The organism is Actinorectispora metalli, from assembly GCF_056323685.1.
The window spans coordinates 1413311-1437229 of the sequence record NZ_JBREYE010000001.1 but is presented as its reverse complement, the minus strand read 5'-3'; the positions used below and the strand labels follow the sequence as shown (position 1 = coordinate 1437229).

Genomic DNA, 23919 nt, shown 5'->3' with positions numbered 1-23919 from the left:
CTCCCCTTCGCGGGGCTCAGCCCTCCCGAGCGGGCCCCTCAAGGCAGGAGTCGACGAATCGGTTCGTCGCCTCCGAAAGACGTGCGGTGTGGTGATCGAAGAACTCTGCCGCCTGCTTACCCGGCCATTCCGCCGGAAGCAACTGTGCGGGCAGTCCCGGGTCGCGGAACAGGAACTTCCGCCAGGCGTGCAGCAGCCGCTGTGACGCACCGAACGCCGCCGCCTCCGCGGTCGGGTCCACCTCGGTGATGCGGGGTTCCCACTCGTCGACGAAGTCGGCGTAGTCCTGGCCGAGCGCGGTCAGGTCCCAGGCCGTGCTGGACAGCTCGATGTCGTCGCCGTCGTGCTCGCCGTGGAAGATCCGCGCCGCCACCCCCTCCGCGGCCAGCACATCGGCCAGTTCAGGGGCGGGGCGCGGGGCGACCCAGGTCACCGGTCCGAGGCAGCCGTAGCCGAGCAGTTGGAGCGAACCTGTCAGCCGGTCGCGGGCCTGCCGGGCGGGGGCGTCCTCCAGCACAACGACGTGCCAGCGGCCGTCCCAGGTGGCGGGTCGGGTGCGGAAGATGCGTGCCGAGGCCTCGTCGATGCGCCGCTCGGCTCGCGCCGTCAGCGCGTAGCCGGGGCCGTCGGCCAGCTTGACCGGTTCCAGCCAGCCCTGCCGGACCGTCCTGGACACCGCGGTCCGCACCGCGGGGGCGGTGAAGCCGAGCGGCTCGAACAACCGGACGAGAGCGGCGATGGTCGCGGCGCCCCCGCGGGAACGCAGGTGCCCGCCGTAAATGTCGAATAGCGCCGACCGAGCTCGCATACTCGGCAAGTCTGTCAGCCCCGGAGGCAAAGAGACAATTGCGCTCCCCTACGCGGAATGGTCTATCGCATTACCGCCGCACAGCGTGATCGACCCGCCACGCGGCGGCTCTCCTCACCCGCGTGGAGTGTCCACTCAGCACGAAGTGATCGGTTCGGTTTTCGTGCTGCGTCCGGATGGGGGAGAATAGACCGGTACTCGGGGTGCCGGGCAGGCACCGCGGGTCGGCACAGTTGACGGAGGGAGCACGCAATGGCGGCCATGAAGCCCCGGACCGGCGACGGTCCCCTCGAGGTGACGAAGGAGGGCCGCGGCATCGTGATGCGCGTCCCGCTTGAGGGTGGCGGGCGTCTTGTCGTCGAGATGTCGCAGGAGGAGGCAAGCCAGCTGGGCGACGCCCTGCAGGCCGCTACCGCTTGATCGGCCTGGCTCCTCACGTCGTTGACGAGCCGCGCACCACTTTCCCGCCGAGTTTCGGCGCAATAATGAGATTCCAGTCTTGCCCCGGCTCGCAGCGAGAGTGTCCTCGGAGCCGGGGCTTCACTGTGGGACATCCCACGATCAAGGAGGTGCCCGCGTGCCGACCGCTGTTCTGACCGTGCCTACCCCGCTGACCGAGGTGCGACTCGCCGCAGGCCGCGAGGACGGCACACCGAGGGCGATTCTGGTGCCATCCACAGAGGACGGTGTGGTCGAGGTCGAAGGCATCGACCTCTCGGCCGCGGCCGACTTCTCCGCCAAGGCGGGACAGACCACCTGTGTGTCCACTCAGGATGGTCCGGTATGGCTGGTCGGTCTGGGGGACGGCGCCGAACGTGACTGGCGGTCGGCGGGTGCGGGCCTGGTCCGCGCCGTCAACGAGCAGGTGCGCGCGTTGGACGACGCGCCGACCACGATCCAGGCGCAGCTGCCCGCGGACACCGGCGCCGACAGTGTGGGCGCGCTCACTCTGGGCCTGGCGCTGGGCGGCTACACGTTCAAGGTGACCGCCGCGGAGCCGCCCGCCCGGCTGGAGGCCGTCGAGCTGCTGGCCCAGGGCGACAGCCTCGCCGAGGCCGTGGAGCGCGGCATGCGGCTGGCCGCGGCCACCGCCCTTGCCAGGGACCTGGCCAACGCGCCGTCCAACATCAAGGACCCGGCCTGGCTGGCCGCGCAGGCCGCCGCGGTCGCCGACGGCGGCCTGACCGTGACGGTGCGGGACGAGAAGTGGCTGGCCAAGCACGGCTTCGGCGGGGTGCTCGCCGTCGGGAGCGGTTCCACCCGCCCGCCGCGGCTGATCGAACTGGCCTGGCGGCCGAGCAAAGCCGATACGCACCTGGTGCTGGTCGGCAAGGGCATCACCTTCGACACCGGCGGCATCTCCATCAAGCCCGCCGAAGGCATGCACCTGATGCGCACCGATATGTCCGGCGGCGCCGCGGTGATCGCCGCCCTGCGCGCCATCGCCGCGCTGAACCTGCCGGTCAGGGTGACCGGTCTGGTGCCGAGCGCGGAGAACCACGTCTCGGGCACCGCCTACCGCCCCGGCGATGTGGTCACCCACTACGGCGGCACCACCACCGAGGTGAACAACACCGACGCCGAGGGCCGCATGGTGCTGGCCGACGCGCTGGCCTACGCCGTGGCCGACCTCGAACCCGACGTGCTGGTGGACGTGGCGACGCTGACCGGCGCGATGAAAGTCTCCCTCGGCGTGCGGACCGGCGGGTTCTTCGCCACCGACACCGAACTGGCGGAGCGGGTCACCGCCGCGGGCGCCAGGGTGGGCGAAAGCTGGTGGCGGATGCCGCTGCTGGAGGACCACCTCGACCTGGTCGACAGCGAGATCGCCGACCTCAAGCAGACCCCCGGCACCCCCGGCGCGATCACGGCGGCCCTGTTCCTCCGCCACTTCGCCGCCGACGTGCCGTGGGCGCACCTGGACATCGCGGGACCGGCCCGCGCCGACAAGCCCTACGCCGAGGTCACCCCCGGCGCCACCGGCTTCGCCGCCCGCACCCTCATCGAACTGGCGGCTTCGTACTGCTGACTCACGGGGTTTTGCCCGCGGACAGGGTGAACTCCTTGAACAGGCGGGCGGCGGGCGGCAGGGCGCGGTTGGCGGGCCAGATCATCCACACCGTGCGGTTCGCGGGCGGGTCAAGGTCCACCATCGCCACATCGCCGGTGCGCAGGTGCTCGATCGGCGGCAGCAGCGCGAGGCCGAGGCCCGCGGCGACCAGGCCGTGCAGGGTGTCGACCTCCTCGCCCTCGAAGGCCAGCTTCGGGGTGAAGCCCGCCTCGGCGCACAGTTCGTCGAAGATCTGCCGCAGCCCGAAGCCGGTCCGGGTGGCGACGAACTCCTCGTCCTTCAGTTCCGCCAGCCGCACCCGGTGCCTGTTCGCCAGGCGGTGGGTCGGCGGCACGGCCAGCGTCAGCGGCTGGCGGTGCCACGGCGCGGCGGCCAAGCCGGTGTCGTCCTGCGGTCGCGGCGAGGACAGGCACAGGTCGACCTCGCCGCTGCGGGTGCGGGTGATCATCTCGTCGTGGGAGGCCTGGATCAGGCTGAACCGGATTCCCGGGTGCTCCGCCCGAAAGGCCCGCAGCAGCGCGGGCACCCGGTAGTTGCCCAGCGTGTGCAGGAACGCCAGCACCACGTGACCCCGGCCGGGGTGCACCTCCTCCAACGCCGCCCGAGCCCCGGCCTCCAGAGTCCGCATGGCCTCGTCGGCGGCCTCAGCGAGCAGCTTGCCCGCCCGGCTGAGCCGGACCCCCCGGCCGTCGGGCACCACAACGGGCGCGCCGATCAGGTGGCCGATCTTGGCCAGGGTGCGGCTCGCCGTGGGCTGCGGGATGCCCAGCCGCTGCGCCGCGCGGGTGATGTGGGTCTCATCGCCGACCGCGCGCAGCAGGGCCAGCGCGGGGGCCAGCTCCGCGATGACCTGCTCGGTCTCGTCTACCTCCGGCGATTCATACGCCACCGCATGAGTATGACCGTATCCGTGTATTGGACGTATCAATAGCGTTTTCCTAGCGTCGGAACCCATGCTGCTCCCGGAGCAACGACGCGTCACCACGGCTCTGTTCACCGCGGGTTTGTCCGGGTTCGCACTTCTATACGCACCGCAGGCGGTACTCGCTCAAGCCGCGACCGAACTGAGTCTCGGACCCGCCGCCGCGAGCCTGTTGGTCACCGCCGCGACCGGCGCGATCGGGCTGGCCGTGCTGCCGATGGCGCTGCTGGCCCGCCGGGTCGGCAACCGCAGGGTGCTGCTCGCCGCCATGGTGGCCGCCGCGCTGCTCGGCGTGCTGCTGCCCTTCGCCGACACGCTGCCCGCCCTCACCGCCGTCCGCGTGCTGCAGGGCCTCGCGCTCGCCGGGCTGCACGTGGTCGCCATGGCCCATCTTGCCGCGCAGATCCCGCGCGAGCACCTCGGCAAGGCGCTGGGCGCCTACGTCGCGGGCAACTCGCTCGGCGGCATGACCGGCCGGATCGCCACCGGCGCCGCGGGCGACCTGCTCGGCTGGCGGCTCGGTCTGCTCACCGTGGACCTGCTGTGCCTGGCGCTGATGGCGGTCGCGGTCGTCCTGCTGCCCCGCGGCGCGGGCACCCCGCGACCGGCGGCGGCAGGCTGGCGCACCGCGCTCACCGACCGCTCGCTGCTGGTGCTCTACGGGTGCATCACGCTGGCCAGCGGCTGCATGGTGGCGGTGTACAACGTGATCGGCTTCCGGCTGGCGGGCCCGGAGTTCGGGCTGCGGCCGGGACTGGCCGCGCTGGTGTTCCTCGGCTACGCCATCGGCGGCTACGCGGCGGCCACCGCGGGCAGGCTGGCCGACCGGCACGGTCGCCGCCGCGTGCTGCTCACCGCGCTGGCGCTGATGGCGCTGGGCCTGCCGGTCACGCTGCCCGGCTCGCTGCCGCTGCTGCTCACCGGCATCGCGGTGTTCACCGGCGGCTTCTTCGCCACCCATGCGGTGGCCAGCGGCTGGATCGGCACCATGGGCAACGCGCTCGCCCCCGGCTGCTACCTGCTGTGCTTCTACCTCGGCAGCAGCCTCGGCGGCACCGCGGGCAGTCTCGGCTACCAGCGCTGGGGCTGGCCGGGCGTGGTCGTGCTGCTGCTGGGCTGGCTGCTCGCCGCGGCGCTGCTGGTGGGCCTCACCGGTGCAGCGCGCGCCGGTACACCGCGACCGTCTGCTCGGCAACGGTCTCCCAGGAGAACTCCGCCACCGCTCGCCGCCTGCCCTCCGCGCCCAGTTCCGCGGCCCGCCGCGGATCAGCCACCAGCGCGTTGACCGCCGCCGCCAGCCCACGCTCGTAGCCGGTCAGGTCGTGCTCGTCGTAGTGCACCAGCAGCCCGTTGCGCTCATGCTCCACGACCTCCGGGATGCCTCCGACGTCGGAAGCGACCACCGCGGTGCCGCAGGCCATCGCCTCCAGGTTCACGATGCCCAGCGGCTCGTACACCGAGGGGCAGACGAACACGGTGGCGTGCGAGAGCACCTGGCGCAGTTCCGGCAGCGGCAGGATCTTGCGCACCCAGTGCACGTCGCCCCGTGCGGCCCGCAGCCGCTCCACCGCGTCGGCGGTCTCCGCCGCGATCTCCGGTGTGTCCGGCGCGCCCGCGCACAGCACCAGCTGCGCCGACGGGTCGATCTCGTGCGCGGCGGCGATCAGGTGTCGCAGCCCTTTCTGGCGGGTGATCCGTCCGACGAACACCACACTCGGCCGCTCCGGGTCGATGCCGAGCGCGGTCAACGCGTCGGTCTCCTGCACCGGCCGGAACAGTTCGGTGTCGATCCCGTTGCGCACCACGTGCACACACGAGGCGTTCAGCGACGGGTAGCAGTCCAGCACATCGGCCCGCATGCCTTCGCTCACCGCGATGATCGCGTCGGCGTGCTCGTAGGCGGTGCGCTCCACCCAGGAGGAGATCCGGTACCCGCCACCCAGCTGCTCGGCCTTCCACGGGCGCCGCGGCTCAAGGGAATGCGCGGTGATCACGTGCGGAATCCCGTACAGCAGCTTCGCCAGGTGCCCGGCGAGGTTGGCGTACCAGGTGTGCGAGTGCACGAGATCGGCACCCGCCACCGCGTTGACCATGGACAGATCCACCGACAGCGTGCGCAGCGCGGCGTTGGCCCCCGCCAGGTCGGGCTGCTCGGCATGGCAGGTGGCGTCGGCGCGGTCGTCGCCGAAACAGTGCACCGCGACCTCGACCAATTCTCGCAGCCGCGGCACGAGATAGCCGACGTGCACCCCGGCGCCGCCGTAGATCTCCGGTGGGTACTCACGGGTCAACAGGCCGATGTGCACGGACAGGAACGCTAGTCCCCGCGGCGGGCAACGGCACAGCAGGTGGTGCTGCCCGGGGGTGAACGTTGTACGACAGAGCGGTAAGCAGAGCCACGCTGAGGTGGCCGCCCGCCTCTCGCGCGACTAGTGTCACCAACTGTGAAGGGCCAGCCTCACGTCCTTGGGATCGTCCTCGCGGGCGGAGAAGGTAAGCGGCTGTGGCCCCTGACGGCTGATCGTGCCAAGCCCGCGGTGCCATTCGGCGGCAACTACCGACTGATCGACTTCGTGCTGTCCAATTTGGTCAACGCGGGGCTCGCGAAGATCTGCGTGCTTACGCAGTACAAATCGCATTCGCTGGACAGGCACATCTCCACCACCTGGCGGCTGTCCAGCGTGATGGGGCAGTACATCACCCCGGTGCCCGCCCAGCAGCGGCTCGGGCCGCGGTGGTACACCGGCAGCGCGGACGCGATCTACCAGTCGCTGAACCTGGTGCACGACGAGAACCCCGACCACATCGTGGTCTTCGGCGCCGACCACGTGTACCGGATGGACCCCTCGCAAATGGTGGACGCGCATATCGCCTCCGGCGCCGGGGTCACGGTGGCGGGCATCAGGGTGCCGCGCGGGGAGGCCTCCGCGTTCGGGATCATCGACGCCGACGCGAGCGGCCGGATCACCAGTTTCCTGGAGAAGCCCGCCGATCCGCCCGCGGTGACCGACGACCCCGAGGCCAGCTTCGCCTCGATGGGCAACTACGTGTTCTCCACCGAGATGCTGCTGGACGCGTTGAAGCAGGACGCCGCGCACCGCGATTCCGACCACGACATGGGCGGCGACATCATCCCGCAGCTGGTGGGCCGCGGTGAGGCCGCGGTGTACGACTTCAGCAGCAACGACGTGCCCGGCGCCACCGAACGCGACCGCGGCTACTGGCGCGACGTCGGTACCATCGACGCCTACTACGACGCGCACCTGGACCTGGTGTCGGTGCATCCGGTGTTCAACCTCTACAACAAGGCCTGGCCGATCAGGACCGCGATGCCGCCGCTGCCGCCCGCCAAGTTCGTCCAGGGCGGCCACGCCAAGGAGTCCATCGTCGGCCCCGGCTCGATCATCTCCGGTGCCTCGGTGGACCACTCGGTGATCAGCTCCGATGTGGTGGTGGAGGCCGGTTCCCAGGTGGAGGGCAGCGTCCTGCTCCCGGGTGTGCGCATCGGCAAGGGCGCGGTGGTGCGCCGCGCGATCCTGGACAAGAACGTGGTGGTCGCCGACAACGCCGAGATCGGCGTCGATCCCGACCGCGACCGCGAACGGTGGACCATCAGCCCCAACGGCGTGGTCGTGCTCGGCAAGAACGCCCGAGTGGACTAGGCGATCCGCGCCGCGACCAGCAGCCCGTCGCCCACCGGCAGCAGCACCGGGGCGAGCCGTTCGTCATCGCGGGCCATCCGGGCCACCTCGCGCAGCGCGATCACATCGGCGCCGCGCTGCTCAGGGTCGGCGACGGTGCCGCGCCACAGCACGTTGTCCAGCGCCACCACCCCGCCGGGGCGCAGCAGCCGGACGCACTCCTCCAGGTAGCGCGGGTACTCGGTCTTCACCGCGTCCACGAACACCAGGTCGTAGGCGGCGTCGGTCAGCCGGGGCAGCACGTCCAGCGCGCGGCCCAGGATCAGCCTGGCCCGCCCGGTGGCGACCCCGGCCTCGTTGAACGCCTGCCGGGCGTAGCGCTGGTGCTCGGGCTCAACGTCGATGGAGGTCAGCACCCCGTCGGCGGCCATGCCCTTGAACAGCCACAGCCCGCTGGTGCCCGCCCCCGTCCCGACCTCGACCACGGCCTTGGCTTGCAGGGTGGCGGCGAGGAAGCGCAGCGTCGCGCCGCCCGCGGGCTGGATCGGGATGCAGCCGAGTTCCTCACCCCGTGCCCGCGCAGCCTGGAGAACCTCGTCTTCGGCGAGGTAGTTCTCCACGTAGTCACGTACCCCGGCGGCGGCTCCCGGCATCACGAGACGTGAGGTTAGCGGTGCGCGGCCGGACCGGCAGCAGCGGCGCGCCCCAACGGGTGGCAACCGTGATTCTCAGGCTGCTCTCAGCCCGTTCTCACCCCCACCACACCCGGGTCGGGCAGAGTCTGGATCACACGCGGGAATCTCGTGCAACCTCGGCGCAGCCGATCGCGTGAGTCATGGGTGGGCAGGGGAGTGCCCACCCGCGGTGACGGGAGTGAAACGTGGGAGCACGGGAACAACTGGACCGGACCCGGTCGTTGAAGCCAGTGAGTGCTCCGCCGAGAGAGGCGGGGCACCCCGATATGGAGACAGAGGTGCACACCAGTCCGATGCCGCAGTCGACAGCCGCACTGGCCCCAGCAGAGGGCACGGAGACCGTCGCCTGGACGCCACCGTCCTGGGACGCGATCGTGCGTGAGCATGCCGACCGGGTGTACCGACTGGCCTACCGGCTCACCGGTAACCAGCACGACGCCGAAGACCTCACCCAGGAGACGTTCATCCGCGTCTTCCGCTCGCTGGCCTCGTACCAGCCGGGCACCTTCGAGGGCTGGCTGCACCGCATCACCACCAACCTGTTCCTGGACTCCGCCCGCCGCAAGGCGCGGCTGCGCATGGAGGCCCTGCCGGAGGACACCGACCGGCTGTCGGGCAACGACCCGAGCCCGGAGCAGGTCTACGTGGACGCCCGGCTGAACCCGGACCTGCAGGCCGCGCTCGACGAGCTCAGCCCGGAGTTCCGCGCCGCCGTCGTACTGTGTGACGTGGAAGGCCTGTCCTACGAGGAGATCGGCGCGACCCTCGGCGTGAAGCTGGGCACCGTCCGAAGCAGGATTCACCGCGGTCGCCAAGCGCTGAAGCTGGCGCTGGAGCGCCGCCAGGCCGAGACCTCCATGGAGGAGTACGCATGACGAAGCTGCGCGGGTGGGCACTTCCTGAGCAGCACCTGGCGACGGACGCGATCGTGGCGTTCGTCGACGGCGAATTGTCGGCGACGGCACACGACCGTGCCGCCTCGCACCTCGCGCGGTGCCCGTCCTGTGCGGCCGAGGCCGCGGCCCAGCGCCAGGCCCGTTCGGCCGTCGCCTCCGCGGGTGCGCCGATGATGCCGCTGGGGCTGCTGGAATCGCTGCGGAACATCCCGCAGCACACCGACCTCGACCTTTCCGGCCCGCCGCTGGCGGTGGACGCCCACGGCCAGGTCTTCGCCGTGCAGCGCCCCGGCAAGGCGGGCGACTTCGGCTCGCCCGAGCGCCGATTCGGCGCCGCGCAGCCCTTCGGCTCGACCGACCCGCTGGGCACCGGCCCGAACGTGCTGGGCGGCAAGCCCCGCGGCAACCGGTCCCGGCACGCGGTCGGCATCGCGATGACGGGACTGGTGCTCGGCGCACTGGCCTTCGTCGTCCCCACCGAGCTCACCGACGGCGGCGAGCCCGGCACCCCGCCCGCGGCGCCCAGCGGCGACGGCGCCCGCCTCGGCGTGGTCGCCCCCGGCCAGCTCAACGCGCGCTTCGGCGGGGCGGAGCCGGTGGTGTCGACCCCGGTCACGTCCTCGACCACCACCACGAGCCCGGCACCGCCGTCCCCGACCGGCCGCTGAGCGCGCCCCGCTACGCAGACTTCACCGACGGCCAGGCACCCTTGACTCGATGAGCCAGCAGACCACCAACGCGGCCGGGCAGGGTGCCGAGTGGCGGCCGGAGCCCCCCGAGACGGGCGGCAACGGCTACCGCCTGTCCCCTCGGAGCCTCGACCGTCCGCAGGTCGATCCCGCGCAGGAGGCCGTCTTCGGTCGCCCCGACGGCGTCGAGGGCGCCTTCGCCGCGGGTGACCGCGTCGTCGAGGGCAACGGCGTCCACCGCGCCGCGCCGCCGCCGGAAGCGCTGGCCTCCGCCTTCGGCCGTCCCGCCAGGGCCCCCGAGACTTTGCAGCGCCCACCAGGAGGGCCCGCCGGTTCCGACGCCGAGCCCGCGCTGTGGGGGCGCGACGCCGACCTCGACCCGTGGCGCGACCCGGCGGCCAGCGCCGTGATCGGTCCCCCCGCGCTGCGGGAGGACGACGCGGGCCCCGCCAAGGCCACCGGCACCGGCGCCCGGCTGGGCATCCGCGAGCTGATCTTCGGCCGCAGGCTGCAACCCAAGGCGGTGGCGGCCTTCTTCGTCGCCGTCCTCGCCGTCGCCGCGGTCGGCGGCCTGCTCGGCAGGCTCACCGCGGAGGGCGACAACCCGCTCACCGACCCCGATGCCACGCTGGCCCAGGTGGAACCGGTGCGCGACCGCGCGCCCGGCTCCATCGCCGACGTCGCCAACCGCGTGGTCCCCGCCGTGGTGTCCATCGAGATCCGCATCGGCGACCAGGGCGCGGGCGGCTCCGGCGTGGTGATCGACAAGGCCGGTTACGTGCTGACCAACAACCACGTGGTGGAGATGGCCGCGGAGGCCAAGGACGCCAAACTCGACGCGATCTTCCACGACGGCAAGCGGGTGGCGGCACGCATCGTGGGCCGCGACCCCAAGTCCGACCTCGCGGTGCTCAAGGTCGATGTGGACAACCTCACCGTCGCCCAACTCGGCAAGTCCGCCGACCTCGCGGTGGGCGACACCGTGATCGCCATCGGCTCCCCGCTGGGACTGGCCAAGACCGTCACCACCGGTATCGTCAGCGCCCTGCGCCGCCCGGTCGCGCTCGGCGGCGACGGATCGGGGCAGGCCACCGTGATCGACGCGGTGCAGACCGACGCCGCGATCAACCACGGCAACTCCGGCGGCGCGCTGGTCGCCTCCAGCGGCGCCGTTGTCGGCATCAACACCGCCATCGCCAGCTCGGGCGAGCAGGGCGGCTCGATCGGCCTCGGCTTCGCCATCCCCATCGACCACGCCAAGCGCATCGCCGAGGGCCTGATCCGGGACGGTCAGGTCAAGCACGCGGAGCTGGGCGTGAACGTGAAGTCGGTGACAGACGGCACCTCCGACGGCGCGCAGGTCCAGAACGTCCGCCAGGGCGGCGCGGCGGAGAAAGCGGGCGTCCAGGACGGCGACGTGATCATCAAGGTCGCCGACCGCCCCATCGGCAGCGCCAACGAACTGCACGTCGCGGTGTCCAACCACAAGATCGGCGAGAGTGTGCCGATCGTCGTTGTGCGCCAAGGCCGCGAGCTGACCCTCCAGGCCACGCTCCAGTCGGACTAACTCGGCACAACTGTGATCCGCTTGGCCGCTGACGCCCTCGCGGGGACGGCTAGGCTGGTGAGGTAGTCACGAGGGCGTGGAGGTACGGGTGTTCGACAGCATCGGCTGGGGCGAGGTCCTCGTGCTGATCGTGGCGGGGCTTTTCATCCTCGGCCCGGAACGCCTGCCCGGCGCCGCCGCGTGGCTCGGCCGCACCGTCCGCCAGGTCCGCGAGTACGCCACCGGCGCCCGCGACCAGCTGCGCAACGAGCTGGGGCCCGAGTTCGACGAACTCCGCAAGCCCCTGGACGACCTGCGCAGCATCCGCGACTTCAACCCGCGCCGCCAGCTCACCCGCGTCTTCGAGGACGACTACGACGACTACAAGCCCAGCGGCTTCCCGCTGGACACACCGAAGTCCCGCCCCCTGGAACCCGGCGAGCGTCCCCCGGTTGACCCCGACGCCACCTGAGCCGTCAGCGGCCCGCGGGGCTCACCGAGAGCAGGCGGCCTGCCAGGCCGCGAGAGCGGACCGAGAGCTTCTCCGCGATCTCGCGTAGGACCACCGCGGCGGGGGCGCCGGGGTCGGTGAGGACCAACGGCTTGCCCGCGTCGCCGCATTCGCGGAGGCGGGGCTCCAGTGGGATCTGGCCCAGCAGCGGCACATCGGCGCCCATCGAGCGGGTCAGCGAGTCGGAGACCAGTTGTCCGCCGCCGGTGCCGAAGATGTCCATCCGCTGGCCGTCGGGCAGTTGCAGCCAGGACATGTTCTCGATCACGCCCGCCACCCGCTGCCGGGTCTGCATGGCGATGGCGCCCGCGCGCTCGGCCACCTCGGCGGCGGCCTGCTGCGGGGTGGTCACCACCAGGATCTCGGCGTTGGGGATGAGCTGCGCCACTGAGATCGCCACGTCGCCGGTGCCGGGCGGCAGGTCCAGCAGCAGCACGTCCAGATCGCCCCAGAACACCTCGGCCAGGAACTGCTGAAGGGCCCGGTGCAGCATCGGGCCACGCCAGACCACCGGGGTGTTGCCGGGGGTGAACATCCCGATCGAGATGACCTTCACACCGTGCGACTGCGGCGGCATGATCATCTTCTCGACGCGGGTGGGCTTGCCCTCGGCGCCCAGCATGCGCGGGATGGAGTGGCCGTAGATGTCGGCGTCCAAGACCCCGACCGACAGGCCGCGGGTGGCCATTGCGGCGGCCAGGTTGACCGTCACGCTGGACTTGCCGACGCCGCCCTTGCCGGAGGCCACGCAGTAGACCCTGGTCATCGAGCCGGGCTCGGCGAACGGGATGCGCGGCTCCTCGGAGTCCCCGCGCAGGCTGCGCCGCAACTCGGTGCGCTGCGCGTCGCTCATCACGTCCAACTCGACCTGGACACCGGTCACCCCGGGCACCGCGGTGACCGCGTCGGTGACGTCCTTGGTGATGCGGTCGCGCATCGGACAGCCCGCCACGGTGAGGAAAATCCCCACCTGGATTGATCCATCCGGTTGAACCACAACATCTTTCACCATGCCCAATTCGGTGATGGGACGCCGGATCTCCGGGTCCTGCACACCGGCAAGCGCTTGCCGCACGGCGTCCGTGGTCACTGCTGCTGAGCTGGGCTGGTTGGCACTCACGCTGCCCATGCTACGTCCCGATAGTCCGCAGCTTCCGGCTTAGGTTCTCCTTTGAGGGCGCTGTGCACACGACTGGACGCATTCCGTAACATGGCGGATCGTGTCCGATACAAGCACGGCACGATTACCCACTCGCACTGAGCTCGGTGCCTGGCGTTCGTTTTTGCGTGCTCATGCCCGCATTACGCGCTGCCTGGAGACCGAGCTGGTCGCCGAACAACGGCTGTCGTTGGCTGCTTACGACGTACTTTTGCAGTTGGCGGAATCACCTCGGCAACGAATGCGGATGACCGATCTGGCCGACGCGGTGTTGTTGTCGCGTTCAGGAGTGACGAGGCTGGTCGATCGCCTCGAACGGGCAGGCCTGGTCTCCAGGCTGCGCTCGGACGAGGACGGGCGTGGGGTGGTGGCGGTCATCACCGACCGTGGCCACCAGCGGCTGCAGACCGCGGCAGGCACGCATATGTCGGGAGTCCTCCGTCATTTCGTCGCCGCTATCAGCCCGGGTGAACTGGATCTTCTCGGCAGGATGTGCTCACGGCTCGCCGACGGCGAGTTGCCGAGCACAGCCGAGCGGCCCCAGGTCTGACTCAGGCTGGGTGACGTTGCCGGATGTTCGGCGAGGTTGCCGGTGCAGGGACCGGCGACCGGAAAGTCCGGAATGCGGCGTCGTACTACGGCGCCGCTTCCTCAGCGGGTGAGTCTGCCTGCTTGGACTTCGACTTGCGCTTCTTGCCGTCCAGGTCGGCGCGGAGTCGGTCGATCTCGCCGCGCAGGTAGTCGCGGGTGGCGACCTCGCCGACCGCCAGCCGTAGCGCGGCCAGTTCCCGCGCCAGATACTCGGTGTCGGCCTTGGTGCGCTCCGCCCGCGCCCGGTCCTCCTCCAGCGAGACCCGGTCCCGGTCGTCCTGCCGGTTCTGCGCGAGCAGGATCAGCGGCGCCGCATAGGCCGCCTGGGTGGAAAACGCCAGGTTGAGCAGGATGAACGGGTAGGGGTCCCAGCGCAGCGTCACCGCGAACAGGTTCAGCGAGATCCAGGCGATCACCAGGAGCGTCTGCCAGAACAGGAACTTGCCGGTGCCCAGGAACCGCGCGATGCGCTCGGAGAACCGGGCGAAGGCCTCCGGGTCGACCTCGAAGGACAGCCTGCCTGCCGGCTTGGGCTGGTCGAGCCGCCTGCGCGGCAGCAGCTCAGGCATCCCGGTCCCCTCCCGAGACCTCGAGCAGCCCGACGTGCCGCCAGTCCTGCGGCAGCAGGTGGTCCAGGATGTCGTCCACGCTCACCGCCCCCAGCAGGTGCTGCTCATCGTCGACCACCGGTGCGCACACCAGGTTGTACGCCGCGAAGTACCGGGTGATCTCCGCCAGCGGCGCCTGCGGCGGCAGGGTGTCCAGGTCGGTGTCCACCGCGCCCGCCACCAGGTCCGAGGGCGGTTCTCGCAGCAGCCGCTGGATGTGGATGCAGCCCAGGTAGCGCCCGGTCGGGGTGGCCGAGGGCGGGCGGCACACGAACACCATGCTGGCCAGCGCCGGGGTCAGGTCGGGGTTGCGCACCCGCGCCAGCGCCTCCGCGATGGTGGCGTCCGGCAGCAGGATCACCGGCTCCGGTGTCATCAGCCCGCCCGCGGTGTCGGAGGAGTAGGCGAGCAGCCGCTTCACCGGCGCCGACTCCTCGGGCTCCATCAGCTCCAGCAGGCGGTCCTTGTCCACCTCGGACAACTCGGCGAGCAGGTCGGCGGCGTCGTCGGGGTTCATCGCCTCCAACACGTCCGCCGCGCGCTCCTCCTCAAGGTGCGCCAGCAACTGCTTCTGGTCGTCCTCGGGAAGCTCCTCCAGGATGTCGGCCAGCCGCTCGTCGTCCAGCGCGTCGATCAGCTCGTACTGGCGCTGGATCGGCAGGTCCCGCAGCGCCCCGGCCACATCGGTGGCGCGCATGCTGTCGAACACCGCCAGCAGCCGCTGCACCCCGCCGTGCATCTCCACCGTGAGCAGCCCGGTCACCTGGTCCCACTCCAGCACCTCGACGGGTCCGCGCCGGTTCAGCAGACCGGTGCGCTCCCGCACGGCGAGCCGGTTGAGCAGCCAGTCTCTGCTGCGCTGCTGCTCCATCGCGGCGTCGACCAGCACGGCCTCCGCGTCGGTCGCCGTGACCGTGACCCTGCTGCCCAGCAGTTCGCCGAGCACGAGGAGCTCGTTGGGGCGCTGCACGAAGCGCCGCAGGTTCACCGAGCCGGTGCCGAGGGTGACGGCGTTGTCGTCCAGCGAGGTGACCCGCAGCATCGGCACGAAGATCCGGCGCCACGTGGCGAGTTCCACAATCAGGCCGAGCACCCGCGGCGGGGCCTGGCTGGTGCGTAGGCCCGCGACCAGGTCACGCACCTTGCCGATGGACTCGCCGTCCGGTCCGAACACCCACAGGCCCGCCAGCTGGGCGGCGAATACCCTGTTCGCCACTGACACGCGGTCAGGCTAGCGTCGGAAACATGGATTTGCCTGGCGAAACGCTTCGGTATGACGTAGTCGACGTTTTCACGGACAGCGCGTTCGCGGGCAACCCGCTCGCGATCGTGCACGGCGCCCTGGACCTGCCCGACGCGGCACTCCAGACCCTGGCCAGGGAGTTCAACCTCTCCGAGACGGCGTTCCCGCTGCCGCCCACCCACCCCGGCGCCGACTACCGGCTGCGGATCTTCACGCCCGCCAAGGAACTGCCCTTCGCCGGGCACCCCAGCGTCGGCTCCGCCTGGCTGCTCGCCCGCTGCGGCCTGATCGAGGGCGGCTCGGTCATCCAGGAATGCGCAGGGGGACTGATCCCGGTCGAGGTCGACGAGGAGGGCGCCAGGCTCACCGTCACCGACCTCAAGATCGGCGCCGAACTCCCCGCGGACCGGCTCGCCGCGGTCGCCGGACTCGATGCGTCCGATGTGGACACCTCCGTCACGCCGGGCGTCGCCGACGCGGGCGTGGACTTCGGGTTCCTGCCCGTGCATGCCGACGCGGTGCCCCGCGCCGTGGGCGGCCGGTTCGGCGATGGCATGCCGCACGGCCTGATCGTCATTGCCTTCGACCCCACCTCCCGCCAGGCCAGGGTGCGCAAGTTCGGCGACGGCGGCCGGGAGGACCCCGCCACCGGCTCCGCCGCGCTGGCGCTGGGCGCCTGGCTGGTCGACCGCGGCCTGCTGCCCGCCGACGGCGAGAGCGACTACACCGTCACCCAAGGCCTGGAGATCGCCCGGCCGTCCACGCTGGAGTGCACGGTCACCGCGGAGGCGGGCCGCGCGGTCCACGCCACCCTCCGCGGCCGAGTGGAGCCCGTCGCCACCGGCAACGTCCGCGTTCCCGGGGCCTGAGCAGCGGATACGTCCGGACGGAGTCGTCCGCGAAAGCCCTGCGCCGCAACGGCAGAGCGGCCGTTCGGCGCAGGTAGGTCTACGCATTGGCAATCCGCTTTCCCGGTGGCATGCTGACGCTCGATTTGAGCGAGTGCTCAAATCGAGGGGACCGGGGGGTTCGATGATCGGCAAGAGCGGGCGGCGAAGAATTCTGCTGGGCGGTGGCCTGGTCACGGTGGCCGTGATCGCGGCGGGCGTGGTGATGTGGCAGGGCTCCTCCTCCACACCTGAACCACGCGCCGATCAGGTCCGCCCCGCCGACGTGACGGTGGACTACCTCCGCGCCTTCGCTCGCGGGGACGCCAGGGCCGCTGCCGCCTTGACCACCGATCCGCCCGCGGCGCAGGCCGCGCTGACCAAGCTCAGGGCAGGCCTGGAGCCCAAGGCGGTCACCACCCAGCTGCTCAACGTCAACCGCGAGGCGGGCACGGCGACCTTCACCGCGAACTGGGACTTCCCCGCGGGCCGCTGGAGCTACCAGGGCGCCCTCAAGTTCACCGCCCACGCCGACAGCTGGAAGGTGGTTTGGAGCCCCGACGCCGTCCACCCCGAACTCAAGCCGGGCCACCAGCTTCGCCTCTCCAAGGTCGCGGGCGGCCCGGCGGTCGTTGACGCCAAGGGCATGCCGCTGGACTACGCGCCCGCGCTGGCCGCGGGACTGAGCCGCGGTGACGGCACCGCGGCCACCGGCTGGCGGATCATCACCGTGGACGACGCAGGCGCCGAGGTCGCGACCCTGCACCAGGAAGGCGCGCCGCCCGCCGAGCCGGTGCGGTCCACCATCGCCGGCAACGTGCAGCGCGCCGCGCAGAAGGCCGTGGACGGCGCGGGCAAGCCCGCCATGCTGGTCGCCATCCGCGCAGGCGGCGACATCCAGGCCATCGCCGCCAACGGGCAGGTCACCGGCAACGGCGCGCTGACCGGCAAATACCCGCCCGGCTCCACCTTCAAGATCGTCACCGCCGCCGCGGTGCTCCAGGCGGGGCTGGCCGATCGGAACACCATGCTGCCCTGTCCGGCCGAGGAGGTGGTGCACGCGCGGCGGGTGCGCAATGACGGCTTCGGCACCGAGGACGCCCCGCTACACACCGCGTTCGCCCGCTCCTGCAACACCACCTTCGCCAACCTCGGCTACGAGCTTCCGGCGGACGCGCTGGCCGGGGCCGCGACGCAACTGGGTGCCAACGCCGACTACGACATCGAGGGCATCACCACCCGCGCGGGCTCCATCGGCACGCTGGACAACCCGACCGCCCGCATCGAGGCGAGCTTCGGCCAGGGCGAGGTGGAGGTCAGCCCGTTCGGCATGGCCATGGTGGCCGCCACCGTCGCCGCGGGGAAGGCGCCGCTGCCCCGACTGGTCGCGGGCTCGAAGACCATCGTCAACCGCGGCGGGCAGGCACCGCCGCCCGCCGTGCTGGCCGCGCTCAAGGCCATGATGCGCGAGGTGGTCACCGGCGGCACCGCGAGCGAATTGGCGGGCATCCGCGGGCTGCACGGCAAGACCGGCACCGCGCAGTACGGCGACGGCAGTACCTCACACGGCTGGTTCGTCGGCTTCCAGGGCGATCTCGCGTTCGCGGTACTGGTGGAGGGCGGCGGCAGTTCCAAGCCCGCGTTGGCGGTGACGCGCACGTTCCTGTCGTCCCTTTAGTGTTTCGACGAGTGCTCCGGTGTTGGCCTCGCCACCATGGCGGTGACAGGGTTCTGCACCGGCCTATGGTTACTGGCTGGTAGCAAGCTGCTCGAATTGGAGGCCAGGTGCGTTCGCCGAAGGACTTCTTCCGCCCCCTCGCCGTCGGCGCCCCGACGCCGCTGCGCGAGATACCGTTCCGCCCGTCGCGCATGATCCACTTCTTCGACCCGAGCAATGAGAAGATGGCCGCCAAGGCGCCCGCCATCGCCGCCAAGGTCGATGTGCTGCTGGGGAACCTGGAAGACGCCGTCTCGGCCGACCGCAAGGAGGCCGCCCGGCAGGGCCTCGTCGACATCGCCAAGGCCAACGACTTCGGGCAGACCCAGCTGTGGACGCGGATCAACAGCCTGGACTCGCCCTGGGTGCTGGACGACCTGATCACGCTGGTCACCGAGATCGGCGACAAGCTCGACGTGATCATGGTGCCCAAGGTGGAAGGCGCCCAGGACATCCACTACGTCGACCGGCTGCTCGCCCAGCTTGAGGCCAAGGCCGGACTGGAGCGCCCGCTGTTGGTGCACGCCATCCTGGAGACCGCCACCGGCGTCGCCAACGTGGAGGAGATCGCCGGGGCCAGCCCGCGGATGCAGGGCATCTCGCTGGGCCCGGCGGACCTCGCGGCGAGCAGGCGGATGAAGACCACCCGCGTCGGCGGCGGCCACCCCGGATACCTGGTCCGCACCGACCCCGTCGGCGAGGATCTCGAACAGGGTCGGGTCACCGCGCAGCAGGACCTGTGGCACTACACGGTCGCGCGCATGGTGGATGCGTGTGCGGCGCACGGCATCCTGCCCTACTACGGCCCCTTCGGCGATATCCGCGACACGGTCGCCTGCGAGGACCAGTTCCGCAACGCGTTCCTGCTGGGCTGCGTCGGTGCGTGGAGCCTGCACCCGGTGCAGATCGACATCGCAAAGAAGGTGTTCTCCCCCTCGCCCGACGAGGTCGCCTGGGCCCGCAAGGTGATCGCCGCGATGGGCGACGGCACCGGCGCGGTGATGATCGACGGCAAGATGCAGGACGACGCGACCTACAAGCAGTGCCTCGTGGTCTCCGAGCTGGCCGACGCGCTGGCCGAGCGGGACGAGGACCTGGCCAAGCTGTACGCGGAGGCAGGCGCATGAGCACGTCGATTCGACCCCGCCGCTCGGTCCTCTACATGCCCGGCGCCAACGAGCGCGCGCTGGAGAAGGCCAAGGGGCTGGCCGCCGACGCGTTGATCCTGGACTTGGAGGACGCGGTCGCCCCCGACGCCAAGACCGACGCCCGCGAGCGGGTCTGCCAGGCCGCCGCCTCAGGTGAGTACGGCCGCCGCGAGATCACCATCCGGGTCAACGGCATCGGCACCCAGTGGCACGCCGACGACCTGCGGGCCGCCGCCAAGGCAGGCCCCTACGGCGTGGTGGTGCCCAAGGTCAACTCCGCCGCCGAGGTGCACGCCATTGAGCGCGCGCTGGAATCCGCGGGCGCCCCCGACCACACCATGATCTGGGCGATGGTGGAGACACCGGTCGCGATGCTGCACGCCGAGGAGATCGCCGCCGCGAGCGAGCGGCTCACCGTGCTGGTGATGGGCACCAACGACCTCGCCAAGGAACTGCACGCCGAGCACGTGCCCGGCAGGGCGCCGCTGCTGGGCGGGCTGTCGCTGTGCCTGCTGGCCGCCCGCGCCACCGGCAAGGTCATCCTGGACGGCGTCTACAACGACGTGAAGAACCTGGAGGGCTTCGAAGCCGAATGCCGCCAGGGCGCCCAGTTCGGCTTCGACGGCAAAACCCTGATCCACCCCGGGCAGCTCGAGGCCTGCAACCGGATCTTCGCACCGTCCGAAGAGGAGGTCGACCGCTCCCGCCGGATCATCGAGGCCTTCGACGAAGCCCAGCGCTCCGGCCAGGGAGTGGCCACTGTGGACGGTCGGATGATCGAGAACCTGCACGTGGAAAACGCCAGGCGAATTCTCGCTGTCGCGGACGCCATCGCCCAACTCGCCGACTAGCACCCCCGTACGCAGCGCTGGACACACCCGCCACAATGAGTGCGATCGCCGTGGCTGGGGGTGGTCGCCGCACACGTCAGGGGGAGTGATCCGGTGCCGGACGATGACCGCGCAAGCACCAGGGAAAGCGACGAGCAACAACTCGCCCCGATCGAGCAGGAACTGCGGCTGGCACTGGCCATGAAGGGCGGGTGCAGCCTGGCCGTGTGGATCGGCGGCGCGGTGTCGGAGATCAACCGGCTGCGCGTCGCGACCACCGGCGGGCCGACCGTCCACCCGTGGCGGGCGCTGTCCACACTGGTCGGCTACCGATCGGTCAGTGTGGACGTGCTGACCGGAGCATCCGCGGGCGGCCTGAACGGCGCACTGATGGCCGCCAGCCTGGTGTACGGCTTCCCCTTCGAGAGCATGCGCGAGCTGTGGGTGCAGCTTGGCGATATCGAGGCGCTGAGCCGCGACACCCCGCTCACCTGGCGCGGCACGCCGCCGCCCTCGGTGCTGGAAGGCGACGAGTACTTCCTCGCGCACCTGCGGAACGTGCTGGCCGAGGCCGTCAACCGCGATCCCGTGACGCCGCAGGGCGATCGGGTGGACCTGCTGCTCACCGCGACGCTGCAAAAGGCGGTGCCGGTCATCCGGCGCGACGACCGGATCGGCCTGATGCGGGAACAGCGCCGAGACGCCTCCTTCCGCTTCCGCCACCTCGGCAGGCCCGGCGACCCGCTGTCCGACTTCGGCGACGGCGCCGAGGCCGCCACCACCGCGGAGCGGCTCGCGCTCGCGGCCAGGGTGACCTCGTCGTTCCCATTCGCCTTCGAACCGGCCACCGTGTGGTCGGTGCAGCCGCCGCACCCCGGCGAACTGGATATGAGCGCCTCGTTCTCCGAGGTCGCCCAGCCCCCGGCGACCGGGCCGTACAAGGTCGTCGACGGCGGCGTGCTGGACAACATCCCGGTGGCCGCCGCGATCAAGGCCATCGCGGCCAGCCCCGCCGAGAACCCCACCGAACGCTGGCTGCTCTACCTGCACCCCGACCCGATGGACGGCTCCGGCACCGGCGTCGACGCGGACGAGGAGGAGGGCGGCCAACGCGCGCTGGGCGAGGCGGTCAGCGCCCTGCTCACCCGGTTCAGCCAGGAATCCATCCTGGAGGACATCGACGAGTTGGACCGGCACAACTCCGATATCCGCAAGCAGCGCCTTCGGCTGCGCTCGGCGTACGCGCCGCTGCTGGAGTCCAGGGGCCAGACCGACGTCGAACGACTGGCCGAACTCGCGCTGACGCTGCGCAACACGCACGCCGCGGTCCGCGGTCGCTGCGACGCCGACGGCCTCAACCAACAGTTGGACCACAAGGGCAGGCGTGTCAACGGCACCCTGCTGCCGCGCGTCCTCGGCGAGCCGCTGGCGGGTTGGTCGGAGGAGGCCCGGCACGCTCAGCCCGCCCGGTTGGCGACCGCGTTGGAGAAGCGGGCGTTGGCCGCCCCGCTCGCGGTGTTCTCCGACGCCGTGTCGCTGGGCGCCGCCATCGACCTGTGCATCTCCTGGGCGCGCGAGTTGGAGCGTTGGACCACCGACCCGGCCGCGTTGCAGCGGATCGGCGCGGCGAAGTCCGCGCTGTACCGGCTGCGGCTGGTGCGCGAGTTGCTGGCGGGCTTCGGCGACCGCCAGGTGGTGCGCGCGGCGATCGAGGAACCGGTCGAGGACACGGCCGTGCTGTCGGAGTGGATCGAGACGGCGGTCATCCGCCGCGGCCGCGCGGGCCACCTGCTCTCCGCCGACATGCAGCAGCCGCTGAACGAGGTGCTGGAGGCCGTGCACCTCGCCGACGGGGTGCGGCACGTGTTCCAGGCCAAGCTCGCCGCGCTGTCGGACGCGTTGCTGGCCGTCGAGGGGGCACTGGACGCCGACGGCCCGGTCGACGCCGTCGCGCAGAGCTGGGAAGCGCTGGTCGGCGTCGCGAACCGACTGGCCGCCGCCGCGCCGCCGCGGCCGGATGTCGATGAACTCGACCCTGCGCTGCACCCCGAACTGCTGGGTTTCGCGCTGCTGGACGCCTGCCGCGACGAGCAGCGCCACCAGGTGCTCACCGACCTGGTCGTGCTGACCGCGCCGCTGCTGATCGGCTCGCCGCCCGGCAACCACATCCGCTTCCTCCGGGTGGGCAGCGACGCGCAGAGCCCACTGGCGTTCGAGCGGCTGATCACCGGCGGCCGGATCAGGGTCGCCGCCAAGCTGTGCGGCATCGAACTGGCCGCGTTCTCGGCGTTTTTCTCCGCCCGCTGGCGGGCCAACGACTGGATGTGGGGCAGGCTGGATTCGGTGGCCAAGCTGGTCACGCTGCTTCTCGACGCCCCGCGGCTGCAACGCTTCCACCGCGAGCCGGGTGAGGTGATCGAGCGGATCAAGGCCATCGCCACCGCCTCCCCGCAGGCCGAGTTCGGCGACCTCTCGCCGTCGCTGGCGGGGGAGTGGGAGAAGTTCTTCGCGCTGCGCTGGGCGGAGCGGGCCCGCGAGGTCACCGAGGAGATCACCGCGGTCTTCGCCCGACCGCAGGACGAGCACCTGCTGACCAGCACCCGCGAAGCGGTCACCGAACGCCTCCAGTGGGGCGTGGTCGGCGCCGAGTTGCCGTTCGTGCAGGCCGTCAACGCGGGCGCGCACCCCGGTGACACGCCGAAACCCGCCGTGCCCGCGCCGCAGGCCGTCCAAGAGGCGGTGCGCACCTACGACGTCGGCACCGAGAACCTGCGTGATCTCGGTGAGCAGCGCATCGGCCGGATCGCGCTGCGGCTGGCGCTGGTCGCCTACCGTGCCATCCGGCCAGGCAGCACCCGGCCCTGGCGCCTCGGGCTGCTGTGGGCGATGGCCCTGCTCAAGCCGTTCATCCTGTTCGCGGTGCTGGTGGTGGCCGCACCCCGGCGCAGCCTGCTCGCGGTCAGCGTCGGCTTCGCCGCCACCGTCGGCGCGGGCTGGGCGGTGGAGTCCGGCAACCGCGGCTGGAACGAGGTGCCGTGGATCGTCGACCGCGGCGGCACCCTCTGGGACGTGCCGAGGACCCTGGCCGTGATCGCGGTCGGCGTGCTGGGCCTGATCGCGGTGATCCAGGTGGTCATCGGGTTCGTGAGACGCGGCAAGAACAACACCGACCCCGCGATCGCGCTGGTCGCGCTGGCACTCGGGGTGCTCGCGGTGAGCTACGACCTGCGCTTCGGCCCCTGGCTGCTCGGCGCGGTGGCGGGCCTGTCGCTGTGGCTGGGCACCTTCTGGATGCGCACCGCCATGCGGATCCCGGTGGTGCTGGCAGGCGGACCGCTGGTCTACCTGCTCAGCGCCCTGATCTTCGTGGCGTTCGGCTGGCCGCTGGGCTGGTGGATCGTGATCGCCCCGGTGCTCGCGTTGTTCACCGTGACGGGGCTGGCCAGCGTGCTGCCGGTGTTCCCACCGCGCCCGCGGCCCGCCGCCACCGCTCCGTACGCACCCGCCTCGGCGGGCTAGTCCAGGTTGTCGATCAGGCTGTCGAGGGCGCCGGTGGCGAACAGGACCACCGAGAGCACGATGCTCGCGTAGCCGATGGCCAGGCCCGCGATGGCCAGGCCGCGACCGCCGGTGTGGTCGCGCTTGATCTGGCCGAGCGCCACGTGGCCCATGATGATGCCCGGAATGCCGGTGATGAGGCCGCAGCACAGCACGCCGAGGATGGCGCAGACCAGCGAGGCGATGGCCAGGCCGTTGGTGCCCTGCTTCGGCGGGTAGCCGGGCTGGCCCGCGGGATAGCCGGGCTGGCCGGGCGCCGAGTAGGTGGGCTGGCCGTAGGGCTGCCCCGGATAGCTCGGCAGGCCCTGCGGGTTCTGCCCCGGCTGCTGGCCGTAGGGATTGTGCTGAGGGTCCTGGCCGTGCGGCGGCTGTCCCGGATAAGTCATGGTTCGCTTCCCC

The 23919-nt window shown here is 71.3% G+C and carries 21 protein-coding genes and 1 pseudogene; 14 read left to right on the top strand and 8 right to left on the bottom strand.

Annotation, left to right across the window (positions count from 1 at the left end):
- Window positions 1-16: 16 nt before the first annotated feature.
- Window positions 17-808 (bottom strand): PaaX family transcriptional regulator, encoded by a 792-nt coding sequence (locus ACU6XJ_RS06545; protein WP_476307647.1) that lies wholly within the window; start codon window positions 806-808, stop codon window positions 17-19.
- 252 nt (window positions 809-1060) lie between these two features.
- Here ACU6XJ_RS06545 and ACU6XJ_RS06540 point away from each other — a divergent pair, with 252 nt between their 5' ends.
- On the top strand, window positions 1061-1228 hold the full coding sequence (locus ACU6XJ_RS06540; RefSeq protein ID WP_476307646.1) for a DUF3117 domain-containing protein: 168 nt from the start codon (window positions 1061-1063) through the stop codon (window positions 1226-1228).
- Window positions 1229-1385: 157 nt separating this feature from the next.
- Window positions 1386-2837 carry a leucyl aminopeptidase gene (locus tag ACU6XJ_RS06535; RefSeq protein WP_476307644.1) on the top strand — a complete coding sequence of 484 codons (1452 nt, stop codon included), beginning with the start codon at window positions 1386-1388 and terminating at the stop codon, window positions 2835-2837.
- Between the two features lies 1 nt (window position 2838).
- Here the strand turns inward: ACU6XJ_RS06535 and ACU6XJ_RS06530 are convergent, their stop codons facing one another.
- Complete coding sequence (locus ACU6XJ_RS06530) at window positions 2839-3768, bottom strand: LysR family transcriptional regulator (protein WP_476307642.1); 930 nt, start codon at window positions 3766-3768, stop codon at window positions 2839-2841.
- Between the two features lie 64 nt (window positions 3769-3832).
- On the opposite strand from ACU6XJ_RS06530, the pseudogene ACU6XJ_RS06525 reads away from it, so the two are divergent.
- Window positions 3833-4942 (top strand): annotated as a pseudogene (locus tag ACU6XJ_RS06525) (MFS transporter); the annotation flags it as partial.
- A gap of 7 nt (window positions 4943-4949) precedes the next feature.
- On the opposite strand, the gene glgA reads toward ACU6XJ_RS06525, so the two are convergent.
- Window positions 4950-6107: a glycogen synthase gene (gene glgA, locus ACU6XJ_RS06520; protein WP_476307640.1), complete on the bottom strand. Its 1158-nt coding sequence runs from the start codon at window positions 6105-6107 to the stop codon at window positions 4950-4952.
- Between the two features lie 138 nt (window positions 6108-6245).
- Between glgA and glgC the strand changes: the two genes are divergently transcribed.
- On the top strand, window positions 6246-7463 hold the full coding sequence (gene glgC, locus ACU6XJ_RS06515) for a glucose-1-phosphate adenylyltransferase (protein WP_476307639.1): 1218 nt from the start codon (window positions 6246-6248) through the stop codon (window positions 7461-7463).
- Here the strand turns inward: glgC and ACU6XJ_RS06510 are convergent.
- A complete protein-coding gene (locus ACU6XJ_RS06510; protein ID WP_476313825.1) occupies window positions 7460-8095 on the bottom strand; it encodes an O-methyltransferase in 636 nt (211 codons plus the stop codon). The two genes, glgC and ACU6XJ_RS06510, sit on opposite strands and share 4 nt — an antisense overlap.
- A 335-nt stretch (window positions 8096-8430) precedes the next feature.
- Between ACU6XJ_RS06510 and sigE the strand changes: the two genes are divergently transcribed.
- The 4 genes from sigE to tatB all read left to right on the top strand — a co-directional run bounded on the left by sigE (window position 8431) and on the right by tatB (window position 11740).
- The gene (gene sigE, locus ACU6XJ_RS06505) at window positions 8431-9012 is read left to right on the top strand and encodes an RNA polymerase sigma factor SigE (RefSeq protein WP_476313823.1); all 582 of its coding nucleotides are present in this window, start codon (window positions 8431-8433) and stop codon (window positions 9010-9012) included.
- Window positions 9009-9701 carry a zf-HC2 domain-containing protein gene (locus ACU6XJ_RS06500; RefSeq protein WP_476307637.1) on the top strand — a complete coding sequence of 231 codons (693 nt, stop codon included), beginning with the start codon at window positions 9009-9011 and terminating at the stop codon, window positions 9699-9701. The genes sigE and ACU6XJ_RS06500 overlap by 4 nt, the downstream gene beginning before the upstream one ends.
- Before the next feature lie 49 nt (window positions 9702-9750).
- Window positions 9751-11289 (top strand): S1C family serine protease, encoded by a 1539-nt coding sequence (locus ACU6XJ_RS06495; protein WP_476307636.1) that lies wholly within the window; start codon window positions 9751-9753, stop codon window positions 11287-11289.
- Window positions 11290-11377: 88 nt separating this feature from the next.
- Window positions 11378-11740, top strand: coding sequence for a Sec-independent protein translocase protein TatB (tatB, locus tag ACU6XJ_RS06490; RefSeq protein ID WP_476307634.1), 363 nt, complete (start codon window positions 11378-11380; stop codon window positions 11738-11740).
- Between the two features lie 4 nt (window positions 11741-11744).
- On the opposite strand, the gene ACU6XJ_RS06485 is transcribed toward tatB, so the two are convergent.
- Window positions 11745-12899, bottom strand: a complete 1155-nt coding sequence (locus tag ACU6XJ_RS06485; RefSeq protein ID WP_476307632.1) for an Mrp/NBP35 family ATP-binding protein — start codon at window positions 12897-12899, stop codon at window positions 11745-11747.
- Window positions 12900-12999: 100 nt separating this feature from the next.
- Between ACU6XJ_RS06485 and ACU6XJ_RS06480 the strand changes: the two genes are divergently transcribed.
- On the top strand, window positions 13000-13488 hold the full coding sequence (locus tag ACU6XJ_RS06480; RefSeq protein ID WP_476307631.1) for a MarR family winged helix-turn-helix transcriptional regulator: 489 nt from the start codon (window positions 13000-13002) through the stop codon (window positions 13486-13488).
- 85 nt (window positions 13489-13573) lie between these two features.
- On the opposite strand, the gene ACU6XJ_RS06475 is transcribed toward ACU6XJ_RS06480, so the two are convergent.
- On the bottom strand, window positions 13574-14098 hold the full coding sequence (locus ACU6XJ_RS06475; protein WP_476307629.1) for a DUF1003 domain-containing protein: 525 nt from the start codon (window positions 14096-14098) through the stop codon (window positions 13574-13576).
- On the bottom strand, window positions 14091-15359 hold the full coding sequence (locus tag ACU6XJ_RS06470; protein ID WP_476307628.1) for a magnesium transporter MgtE N-terminal domain-containing protein: 1269 nt from the start codon (window positions 15357-15359) through the stop codon (window positions 14091-14093). The genes ACU6XJ_RS06475 and ACU6XJ_RS06470 overlap by 8 nt, the downstream gene beginning before the upstream one ends.
- Before the next feature lie 23 nt (window positions 15360-15382).
- Between ACU6XJ_RS06470 and ACU6XJ_RS06465 the strand changes: the two genes are divergently transcribed.
- The 5 genes from ACU6XJ_RS06465 (at window position 15383) to ACU6XJ_RS06445 (ending at window position 23481) form a co-directional block, all read left to right on the top strand.
- Window positions 15383-16249, top strand: coding sequence for a PhzF family phenazine biosynthesis protein (locus ACU6XJ_RS06465; RefSeq protein WP_476307627.1), 867 nt, complete (start codon window positions 15383-15385; stop codon window positions 16247-16249).
- A gap of 163 nt (window positions 16250-16412) precedes the next feature.
- Window positions 16413-17945 (top strand): penicillin-binding transpeptidase domain-containing protein, encoded by a 1533-nt coding sequence (locus ACU6XJ_RS06460; protein WP_476307625.1) that lies wholly within the window; start codon window positions 16413-16415, stop codon window positions 17943-17945.
- Between the two features lie 107 nt (window positions 17946-18052).
- Window positions 18053-19111 (top strand): HpcH/HpaI aldolase/citrate lyase family protein, encoded by a 1059-nt coding sequence (locus tag ACU6XJ_RS06455; protein WP_476307623.1) that lies wholly within the window; start codon window positions 18053-18055, stop codon window positions 19109-19111.
- A gap of 8 nt (window positions 19112-19119) precedes the next feature.
- Window positions 19120-19983 (top strand): HpcH/HpaI aldolase/citrate lyase family protein, encoded by an 864-nt coding sequence (locus tag ACU6XJ_RS06450; protein WP_476313821.1) that lies wholly within the window; start codon window positions 19120-19122, stop codon window positions 19981-19983.
- 93 nt (window positions 19984-20076) lie between these two features.
- Window positions 20077-23481, top strand: a complete 3405-nt coding sequence (locus ACU6XJ_RS06445) for a patatin-like protein (protein WP_476307621.1) — start codon at window positions 20077-20079, stop codon at window positions 23479-23481.
- On the opposite strand, the gene ACU6XJ_RS06440 is transcribed toward ACU6XJ_RS06445, so the two are convergent.
- Complete coding sequence (locus tag ACU6XJ_RS06440; RefSeq protein ID WP_476307619.1) at window positions 23478-23906, bottom strand: DUF4190 domain-containing protein; 429 nt, start codon at window positions 23904-23906, stop codon at window positions 23478-23480. The genes ACU6XJ_RS06445 and ACU6XJ_RS06440 overlap by 4 nt on opposite strands.
- Between the last annotated feature and the right edge of the window lie 13 nt (window positions 23907-23919).

Coding starts and splice junctions, on each gene's coding strand:
- ACU6XJ_RS06545 (WP_476307647.1), bottom strand. CDS start 808: ATGCGAGCTCGGTCGGCGCTATTCGACATTTACGGCGGGCACCTGCGT.
- sigE (WP_476313823.1), top strand. CDS start 8,431: ATGCCGCAGTCGACAGCCGCACTGGCCCCAGCAGAGGGCACGGAGACC.
- ACU6XJ_RS06440 (WP_476307619.1), bottom strand. CDS start 23,906: ATGACTTATCCGGGACAGCCGCCGCACGGCCAGGACCCTCAGCACAAT.
- ACU6XJ_RS06460 (WP_476307625.1), top strand. CDS start 16,413: ATGATCGGCAAGAGCGGGCGGCGAAGAATTCTGCTGGGCGGTGGCCTG.
- ACU6XJ_RS06510 (WP_476313825.1), bottom strand. CDS start 8,095: ATGCCGGGAGCCGCCGCCGGGGTACGTGACTACGTGGAGAACTACCTC.
- ACU6XJ_RS06495 (WP_476307636.1), top strand. CDS start 9,751: ATGAGCCAGCAGACCACCAACGCGGCCGGGCAGGGTGCCGAGTGGCGG.
- ACU6XJ_RS06465 (WP_476307627.1), top strand. CDS start 15,383: ATGGATTTGCCTGGCGAAACGCTTCGGTATGACGTAGTCGACGTTTTC.
- ACU6XJ_RS06475 (WP_476307629.1), bottom strand. CDS start 14,098: ATGCCTGAGCTGCTGCCGCGCAGGCGGCTCGACCAGCCCAAGCCGGCA.
- ACU6XJ_RS06540 (WP_476307646.1), top strand. CDS start 1,061: ATGGCGGCCATGAAGCCCCGGACCGGCGACGGTCCCCTCGAGGTGACG.
- ACU6XJ_RS06500 (WP_476307637.1), top strand. CDS start 9,009: ATGACGAAGCTGCGCGGGTGGGCACTTCCTGAGCAGCACCTGGCGACG.